Origin of the sequence: Streptomyces sp. NPDC016640, assembly GCF_043076215.1 — a bacterium.
In the GTDB taxonomy this organism is placed as follows: domain Bacteria; phylum Actinomycetota; class Actinomycetes; order Streptomycetales; family Streptomycetaceae; genus Streptomyces.
Map to the genome: position 1 here is coordinate 1 of NZ_JBIBRG010000035.1, position 9,990 is coordinate 9,990.

3 protein-coding genes and 4 rRNA genes are annotated in these 9,990 nt (G+C 41.1%); 6 read left to right on the forward strand and 1 reads right to left on the reverse strand.

The window, feature by feature from the left end; all coding sequences use genetic code 11:
* Positions 1-92, forward strand: a 5S ribosomal RNA gene (gene rrf / locus ACF07S_RS33275); the annotation flags it as partial.
* Positions 93-217: 125 nt separating this feature from the next.
* Positions 218-1,060: a tyrosine-type recombinase/integrase gene (locus ACF07S_RS33280; protein ID WP_202389403.1), complete on the forward strand. Its 843-nt coding sequence runs from the start codon at positions 218-220 to the stop codon at positions 1,058-1,060.
* Between the two features lie 1,027 nt (positions 1,061-2,087).
* Here the strand turns inward: ACF07S_RS33280 and ACF07S_RS33285 are convergent.
* Positions 2,088-2,942 (reverse strand): ParA family protein, encoded by an 855-nt coding sequence (locus ACF07S_RS33285; RefSeq protein WP_160555785.1) that lies wholly within the window; start codon positions 2,940-2,942, stop codon positions 2,088-2,090.
* Between the two features lie 565 nt (positions 2,943-3,507).
* Here ACF07S_RS33285 and ACF07S_RS33290 point away from each other — a divergent pair.
* The 4 genes from ACF07S_RS33290 (at position 3,508) to rrf (ACF07S_RS33305) (ending at position 9,987) form a co-directional block, all read left to right on the forward strand.
* On the forward strand, positions 3,508-4,707 hold the full coding sequence (locus ACF07S_RS33290; protein ID WP_160555784.1) for a replication initiation protein: 1,200 nt from the start codon (positions 3,508-3,510) through the stop codon (positions 4,705-4,707).
* Between the two features lie 397 nt (positions 4,708-5,104).
* A 16S ribosomal RNA gene (locus ACF07S_RS33295) occupies positions 5,105-6,654 on the forward strand.
* A 206-nt stretch (positions 6,655-6,860) separates the two neighbouring features.
* Positions 6,861-9,795: ribosomal RNA gene (locus ACF07S_RS33300) — 23S ribosomal RNA — on the forward strand.
* A 75-nt stretch (positions 9,796-9,870) separates the two neighbouring features.
* Positions 9,871-9,987, forward strand: a 5S ribosomal RNA gene (gene rrf, locus ACF07S_RS33305).
* The last annotated feature ends 3 nt before the right edge of the window (positions 9,988-9,990 follow it).

A 9,990-nucleotide genomic window follows, 5' to 3' on the forward strand; every position in this document is an offset into this window, starting at 1 on the left:
CACCCGTTCCCATACCGAACACGGAAGTTAAGCTTCTCAGCGCCGATGGTAGTTGGGGGCTCTCCCCCTGTGAGAGTAGGACGTCGCCAGGCACCGAAAAGGATAGTAGTCATTAGACTACTATCCTTTTTTTTGATTTTATCGTGGAAGTTTACTTCTTTCCTCTTATGAATTAAGATATTAAGTAAGTACCAAGTCTGGATTTAGGGGTGATAAAGTGCAAAAATCTAATGTTATTAGTCAATTTGCAGACTGGCTTGAAACAGAAGGGAAATCTGTTAATACAGTCACTACTTATCAACGTGAAATGAAAAAATTTCAAGACTGGCTCTACAAATATCCTACTTATTTAGAGAATATATCTCAAAAAGATGTTCAAGATTATCTCTCTTTTTTAGAGCAACAGCGCAAAAGTCCAATAACTATCGATAAAATACTTGGCTCTATTAGAACGTTTGCTAAGTTCTTGAAACGTCCAGAAATAACTTTAGATATTAAAGTTATGCCTATAGAAAAAAAGGGAGAATTGGAAATACTAACTCCTTATGAATACAATCAATTACTTCAAGAAGTGAAAAATGATGGTCACGAAAGAAATATAGCTATTGTTTACTTATTACTTCATACAGGTATTAGAGTTTCGGAATTATGTTCTCTAAATAAGTCGAATATTGATATTAGAAAAAGGCAATTAACCGTTAGAAATGGGTTAACTGGTGAAGAAAGGTATATTCCATTATCGGAAGAAGCTAAGAAATATCTTCTTAAATACTGTGACTCTTTTTATAGTGAGGATGCTTTATTTACTTCAAAATCTAATGAACGATTAACAGAAAGATCGATTCAATATATGTTGAAAAAGTATAATGTTCATCCGCATAAATTAAGACATACTTTTTGTCAAAAGCTTATAGATAAAGGAATAGGCTTAGAAGTTGTCTCGAAACTTGCTGGACATAAAGATATAAATGTTACTAAAAGATATGCAAAATCCAGGATGGAACAATTCGAACTAGAAGAAGCAATACAAAAAACTTTTATTAACGATACACTAGGATAGGTTGTTTAGTATTTAATTGTCTTTTTAAAGTTAACATCAACCGATGGGTAAGCTTAAAGTGAATTCAGATTTAGAACGTTTCAGGGGCTATTTTAGCTGATTTTAGGTACTTCCCTTAGTTAAGTTCGTTTTTAGAAAAAGGACAGTATTATAGATCGAATATAAAAGCCTAAAGACGTTCGACAATGGAAATTCTATTCGTTTTTTATATTTTAAAACTGATATTAGATATTTCTTTTTAAAAAGGATGAAAAGAATTGGACAATAAAGCGCAAATATATCGTTCTAATGTATCCATATCACAACTCGAAACAACGCTAAAAGAAAAAAATCTTTTAGCGTTGTTTGTGCAAAGACAGGAAAAATCCAATGAAAATTTTGGAATACAACTATATCTCTAGAGATATTACGGTATATCTACACTATATCTCCCGAGCCAAAAAGTGATATCAATTTAAACTCCTTGAAACCTAATAGGCACCGACTATTCATCACCTTTTATCAGAAGGTGATATCAGGTTTCCTTATGCTCTTTTTTTAAAAGGATAGATAAGCAAAGAAAATAGACATATAGATACTCCATACAGCATTATAAGCATTGTCCATGCTTCAAAAATGTTTGGAATGTCAAATAGATAATGGAATAGGATCCAGGAGGAAATAGAAGAAATAAAGAGATAGTGTTTTTGAATTATAGTCTTCATTTTTGATTATTTCCCGAAGGGAAAAAGACAGAATTTGCCCGAATATGGCCGGATTCCGTCTTTTGTTTGGGGTGCTGCTTGGGATAAGACGCATTATGTTAACTACTATTAAAAATAATTTTACGTACCCAAGTTTGGATGCATCAAATTATTTACCGATATTATTTAAATAGTCCTCTAATGCTTCTTCAATTAATATATAGATGTTTTTTTCTTGTAATAAAGATTGCATTTTTAACTCTTTATGTAAGTCTGTTCGTAAATCGAATGAGACTCGTTTTCTTATCAGTTGTAGTGTAGAAGCTTTTTCCTCACTAATCTCTTCAGCGAGAGCCTGGGAAGGAGTAATCTGTTTCTGAAGACGTTTCATATTTTTTATATCGTTTACTTTGGACACGTTTAATCAACTCCTTATAAAATTCTTCATATTGTAGTAAAGCCTGCTTTAATTCTGAGTTTTTATTAAACCCATATAAGGCTAAACGACCAATAGGAGCTCTTCTAGTAATAACCGTTTTAAAAACTTCATCAGGGTAATCCTCTGTGATCATTTCATTAAAGGCCTTAGCATCACTTCTTCTTAAGTCATTCAATGTTCTTAGAATCCCTATTACTTCAGTATTTCTATTACCATGATTTTTAGCACTTGTGACAGACTCCATAAAGTTAGGTATTGCTGAATAGCACCAGTTAGAGCACTCGAATAATACCACTACATACTCACTAGCACATAGGGCATTAGTTGTTTGTTCTGATAAAGAAGGTGGCGTATCAATAATAATGAAATCATACTCATTTCTGATTCCATCTAAACTTTTATCTAGAATTAAACTAGGAGTTCCTTTAAAAGGAATTGTATCGCCTTTATAAGTCTTTCCGGTATATATCCACCTGGGGAATGTAGCTAAAAAATTTGTAGCAGGCAACAAATCTAAATTTTTCTCTATAGGTAGAATATACTTTTTTACATCTTGTTTCTGCATAGCTTCTAGTACTGATTTTCCAATGAATTCATTGGAAGGTTGATTAGATAATAGTTCTGTTAAGTTCCCTTGAGAATCCAGATCGATTGCCAACACCTTATAACCATCTCTACTTAGTAAATATGATAGTATGCCTGCAGTAGTTGATTTTCCACAACCACCTTTTTGTATCCCCATAGTAATTGTAATCGCCAAAAATGATCCCTCCTTCTTCCAACGTTCTTTTCTTCCTTTCTTCCTTTCTTCTTTTCTTTCTTTTTTTATACTTTCTAGGAAATTAATTGAAAATCCTCTAAAAAAGTGAACTATAACACCTAAAAATTAGGTGTTATAGTTCACTCAGTTTTTGTTATAGTTCACTCAGTTTTTGTTATAGTTCACTCAGTTTTTGTTATAGTTGTGACTCAGTTTTTGTTATAGTTCACTCAGTTTTTGTTATAGTTCACTCAGTTTTTGTTATAGTTCACTCAGTTTTTGTTATAGTTAGGTCCCTCAAACCCTTGATACATAAGGGTTTTTTACCTCCTAAAACAATTAAAACAATTAAAACAATTAAAACAAATAATTGATAAAACAATCAAAACAAGAGAGATTTGTAAAAACTTGTTTTTTTATTATTTTGGTAATTAAGAATATTTTAAAAAAATAAAAACTTCGTTTATCGAGTGTGTGTTTTAAATTTTCTGAAATATAACACAAGTAGACTCTCATTTGTGTTTTTTGTTATATTTTAGAATGATCAATAAAAAGGAGTTTTAATATGGGATCCAAGATAAGTGCAGACAACTTAATTACGAAATCAAATCAGCTTATTGAAGCAGCATATAAATTAAACGAGATAGAACAAAAAATCATCTTAACCCTTATTAGTTTAGTTCAACCAAATGATAAGGAATTTCAATCTTACACTTTCACAATCAAAGATTTCATAAAATTGATTGGCGGAAACAGTAATACAAGGTATAAGGAACTAGAAGAAATTACGAGGAATATGTTAGCTAAAATTTATGAAATAAGATTCGAAGAAAGATTAGTACAAGTTCAATGGTTATCCCAAGCTGATTATAACTATAAAAAGGGGACAATCGAGCTTACACTACATAAGTTTCTTACCCCTTATTTATTAGAGTTGAAAAAGGAATTTACATCGTATCATTTAAAAAACGTAAGTAAACTAAAGGGGCATTATTCTATAAGGATATATGAACTGCTTAAGCAATATGAACGTCTACAAGAAAGAACCCTCACTATGGAGGACCTAAGACATAAGTTGGGCGCAACAAGTATATATCCTGCTTACGGAAACTTTAAACAGCGTGTAATACTCCCTTCTCAAAAACAGATAAATAAAAAATCAGATATCACATTTGAATTTCAAGAGATAAAACAAGGAAGGGCAGTTAAAGAAATTAAATTCTTTATAAAAACCAAAGATTCTATTATTCAACCTTTACCTATTCCGATATCTCATTCCAGTCAAAATGCAGTGTTAGATACAGAAGAACTTGAAAATGATCTTTTTGTTGTTTCTAAAGACGATATTAAAGATATTAAAAGTTTGGCGAGTGATTTAGGAGTTAAAGTTCCGAATAAAACTATACAAAGTTGGTTGAATTATGGGAAAAGAAATGTAATTCAAGTGATGGAGTCAATTAGAGATGATCATAAAATAGAAAATCCAATAGGGTTTATCACGTACAAATTAAAGAATGAGATAGATAAAAACATTATTGAGATAAATCCTTCAGATGATGCCATTCAAGATTTTGTTAACAGTCATATACCAAAACGTAAAATCAAAAGAGTAGAATTTTTAACAGACTGGATGATGAAACCGGAAGCTTTAAAAACTTTTAGTAAATACATGAATGAAGATGATGCTTTAGATTTATGGAATTCAAAGAAAGAAGCAATAATGCAGGAACTAAATGATCGCAGGGGAAAAATGATATTAAATTAAAAGAACAAAAACCATATTGGTTCTTGTTCTTTTTTATCGGAATTATTAACGTTGAACTATCTATTGCTGTAAGAGAGTTTATTATGTAGAATAGAAAAACATTTCAACTAGTAGAAACCTCTAAAAAGAAGTTGACTTCCACGAATGCGAATGGTATATTAGTAGATGTCGCTAATTCGAAAAAAACATTCTTTCTTTTTTTAAAAAAGTTTGTTCGTAGAAGTTGACCACGGTGAAATGCTGTGTTATTATATAAAAGTTGCTCCTAACAGCAACATTAAATTGCTCTTTGAAAACTGAACAAACAAACGTCAACAATAATCGTTTTTATAACTTTCGTTATAGAAACAAAACAAGTAACAAAAGCTAGAGTTTAGCAATGAGCTAATCTTACTCTTTATCGGAGAGTTTGATCCTGGCTCAGGACGAACGCTGGCGGCGTGCCTAATACATGCAAGTCGAGCGGACTTAAAAAGCTTGCTTTTTAAGTTAGCGGCGGACGGGTGAGTAACACGTGGGCAACCTGCCTGTAAGACTGGGATAACTTCGGGAAACCGGAGCTAATACCGGATAATCCTTTCCTACTCATGTAGGAAAGCTGAAAGACGGTTTACGCTGTCACTTACAGATGGGCCCGCGGCGCATTAGCTAGTTGGTGAGGTAACGGCTCACCAAGGCGACGATGCGTAGCCGACCTGAGAGGGTGATCGGCCACACTGGGACTGAGACACGGCCCAGACTCCTACGGGAGGCAGCAGTAGGGAATCTTCCGCAATGGACGAAAGTCTGACGGAGCAACGCCGCGTGAGTGATGAAGGTTTTCGGATCGTAAAACTCTGTTGTTAGGGAAGAACAAGTACGAGAGTAACTGCTCGTACCTTGACGGTACCTAACCAGAAAGCCACGGCTAACTACGTGCCAGCAGCCGCGGTAATACGTAGGTGGCAAGCGTTGTCCGGAATTATTGGGCGTAAAGCGCGCGCAGGCGGTCCTTTAAGTCTGATGTGAAAGCCCACGGCTCAACCGTGGAGGGTCATTGGAAACTGGGGGACTTGAGTGCAGAAGAGAAGAGTGGAATTCCACGTGTAGCGGTGAAATGCGTAGAGATGTGGAGGAACACCAGTGGCGAAGGCGACTCTTTGGTCTGTAACTGACGCTGAGGCGCGAAAGCGTGGGGAGCAAACAGGATTAGATACCCTGGTAGTCCACGCCGTAAACGATGAGTGCTAAGTGTTAGAGGGTTTCCGCCCTTTAGTGCTGCAGCAAACGCATTAAGCACTCCGCCTGGGGAGTACGGCCGCAAGGCTGAAACTCAAAGGAATTGACGGGGGCCCGCACAAGCGGTGGAGCATGTGGTTTAATTCGAAGCAACGCGAAGAACCTTACCAGGTCTTGACATCTCCTGACAATCCTAGAGATAGGACGTTCCCCTTCGGGGGACAGGATGACAGGTGGTGCATGGTTGTCGTCAGCTCGTGTCGTGAGATGTTGGGTTAAGTCCCGCAACGAGCGCAACCCTTGATCTTAGTTGCCAGCATTTAGTTGGGCACTCTAAGGTGACTGCCGGTGACAAACCGGAGGAAGGTGGGGATGACGTCAAATCATCATGCCCCTTATGACCTGGGCTACACACGTGCTACAATGGATGGTACAAAGGGCAGCAAAACCGCGAGGTCGAGCCAATCCCATAAAACCATTCTCAGTTCGGATTGTAGGCTGCAACTCGCCTACATGAAGCTGGAATCGCTAGTAATCGCGGATCAGCATGCCGCGGTGAATACGTTCCCGGGCCTTGTACACACCGCCCGTCACACCACGAGAGTTTGTAACACCCGAAGTCGGTGGGGTAACCCTTCTGGGAGCCAGCCGCCTAAGGTGGGATAGATGATTGGGGTGAAGTCGTAACAAGGTAGCCGTATCGGAAGGTGCGGCTGGATCACCTCCTTTCTAAGGAAAAATGGATTTATTCCATTCATAGATTGTTGATAGTTTGTTGTTCAGTTTTGAGGGAGCAATTCCTCATGATATAAAATTGTTCTTTGAAAACTAAATCATATAGAAGAAAAACCAAGATAAAACCGAGTAATCGCCATCTTAGATTCTCTATGTAAATAGAAGAATTAGGGTAAAGAGTAACATCTTTAGCCAAATCAAGTTAAGTTAGAAAGGGCGCACGGTGGATGCCTTGGCACTAGGAGCCGATGAAGGACGGGACTAACACCGATATGCTTCGGGGAGCTGTAAGTAAGCTTTGATCCGGAGATTTCCGAATGGGGAAACCCACTATCCGTAATGGGATAGTATCGTTACTTGAATACATAGAGTAACTGAAGGCAGACCCGGGGAACTGAAACATCTAAGTACCCGGAGGAAGAGAAAGCAAACGCGATTCCCTTAGTAGCGGCGAGCGAAACGGGATTAGCCCAAACCAAGAGGCTTGCCTCTTGGGGTTGTAGGACACTCTACATGGAGTTACAAAGGAACGGGGTAGATGAATAGGTCTGGAAAGGCCAGTCACAGAAGGTAAAAACCCTGTAGTCGAAACTTCGTTCCCTCCTGAGTGGATCCTGAGTACGGCGGGACACGAGAAATCCCGTCGGAAGCAGGGAGGACCATCTCCCAAGGCTAAATACTCCCTAGTGACCGATAGTGAACCAGTACCGTGAGGGAAAGGTGAAAAGCACCCCGGAAGGGGAGTGAAATAGATCCTGAAACCGTGTGCCTACAAGTAGTTAGAGCCCATTAATGGGTGATAGCGTGCCTTTTGTAGAATGAACCGGCGAGTTACGATTACATGCAAGGTTAAGTTGAAGAGACGGAGCCGCAGCGAAAGCGAGTCTGAATAGGGCGATAGAGTATGTGGTCGTAGACCCGAAACCAGGTGATCTACCCATGTCCAGGGTGAAGTCCAGGTAACACTGGATGGAGGCCCGAACCCACGCACGTTGAAAAGTGCGGGGATGAGGTGTGGGTAGCGGAGAAATTCCAATCGAACTTGGAGATAGCTGGTTCTCTCCGAAATAGCTTTAGGGCTAGCCTCAAGGTAAGAGTATTGGAGGTAGAGCACTGTTTGGACTAGGGGCCCCCATCGGGTTACCGAATTCAGACAAACTCCGAATGCCAAATACTTATCCTTGGGAGTCAGACTGCGAGTGATAAGATCCGTAGTCAAGAGGGAAACAGCCCAGACCACCAGCTAAGGTCCCAAAGTATACGTTAAGTGGAAAAGGATGTGGAGTTGCTTAGACAACCAGGATGTTGGCTTAGAAGCAGCCACCATTTAAAGAGTGCGTAATAGCTCACTGGTCGAGTGACTCTGCGCCGAAAATGTACCGGGGCTAAACGTATCACCGAAGCTGTGGATTGACATCTATGATGTCAGTGGTAGGAGAGCGTTCTAAGGGCGTTGAAGCTAGACCGTAAGGACTGGTGGAGCGCTTAGAAGTGAGAATGCCGGTATGAGTAGCGAAAGATGAGTGAGAATCTCATCCACCGAATGCCTAAGGTTTCCTGAGGAAGGCTCGTCCACTCAGGGTTAGTCGGGACCTAAGCCGAGGCTGAAGAGCGTAGGCGATGGACAACAGGTTGATATTCCTGTACCACCTTATGAATCGTTTGAGCGATGGGGGGACGCAGGAGGATAGGGTAAGCGTGCTGTTGGATTAGCACGTCCAAGCAGTTAGGCTGGTAATGAGGCAAATCCCATTACCGTGAAGGCGGAGCTGTGACGGCGAGGGAAATATAGTACCGAAGTTCCTGATTCCACACTGCCAAGAAAAGCCTCTAGCGAGATTCAAGGTGCCCGTACCGCAAACCGACACAGGTAGGCGAGGAGAGAATCCTAAGGTGAGCGAGAGAACTCTCGTTAAGGAACTCGGCAAAATGACCCCGTAACTTCGGGAGAAGGGGTGCTCTTTTGGGTGCAAGCCCGAGAGAGCCGCAGTGAATAGGCCCAGGCGACTGTTTAGCAAAAACACAGGTCTCTGCGAAGCCGTAAGGCGAAGTATAGGGGCTGACACCTGCCCGGTGCTGGAAGGTTAAGAGGAGGGGTTAGCGTTCGCGCGAAGCTCTGAATTGAAGCCCCAGTAAACGGCGGCCGTAACTATAACGGTCCTAAGGTAGCGAAATTCCTTGTCGGGTAAGTTCCGACCCGCACGAAAGGTGTAACGATCTGGGCACTGTCTCAACGAGAGACTCGGTGAAATTATAGTACCTGTGAAGATGCAGGTTACCCGCGACAGGACGGAAAGACCCCGTGGAGCTTTACTGTAGCCTGATATTGAATTTTGGTACAGCTTGTACAGGATAGGTAGGAGCCTTGGAAGCCGGAGCGCCAGCTTCGGTGGAGGCATTGGTGGGATACTACCCTGGCTGTATTGACATTCTAACCCGCACCCCTTATCGGGGTGGGAGACAGTGTCAGGTGGGCAGTTTGACTGGGGCGGTCGCCTCCTAAAAAGTAACGGAGGCGCCCAAAGGTTCCCTCAGAATGGTTGGAAATCATTCGTAGAGTGTAAAGGCACAAGGGAGCTTGACTGCGAGACCTACAAGTCGAGCAGGGACGAAAGTCGGGCTTAGTGATCCGGTGGTTCCGCATGGAAGGGCCATCGCTCAACGGATAAAAGCTACCCCGGGGATAACAGGCTTATCTCCCCCAAGAGTCCACATCGACGGGGAGGTTTGGCACCTCGATGTCGGCTCATCGCATCCTGGGGCTGTAGTCGGTCCCAAGGGTTGGGCTGTTCGCCCATTAAAGCGGTACGCGAGCTGGGTTCAGAACGTCGTGAGACAGTTCGGTCCCTATCCGTCGTGGGCGTAGGAAATTTGAGAGGAGCTGTCCTTAGTACGAGAGGACCGGGATGGACGCACCGCTGGTGTACCAGTTGTCTTGCCAAAGGCATAGCTGGGTAGCTATGTGCGGAAGGGATAAGTGCTGAAAGCATCTAAGCATGAAGCCCCCCTCGAGATGAGATTTCCCATAGCGTAAGCTAGTAAGATCCCTGAAAGATGATCAGGTTGATAGGTTTGAGGTGGAAGCGTGGTGACACGTGGAGCTGACAAATACTAATAGATCGAGGACTTAACTAAAAAGATTACTTGGTTCTTGTGTTTTTCTTCCTATAGGATTTAGTTTTGAGAGAACAACTCATAAAAACATAATAGTCTGGTGGCGATAGCGAGAAGGTCACACCCGTTCCCATACCGAACACGGAAGTTAAGCTTCTCAGCGCCGATGGTAGTTGGGGGCTCTCCCCCTGTGAGAGTAGGACGTCGCCAGGCACC

Coding starts and splice junctions, on each gene's coding strand:
- ACF07S_RS33290 (WP_160555784.1), top strand. CDS start 3,508: ATGGGATCCAAGATAAGTGCAGACAACTTAATTACGAAATCAAATCAG.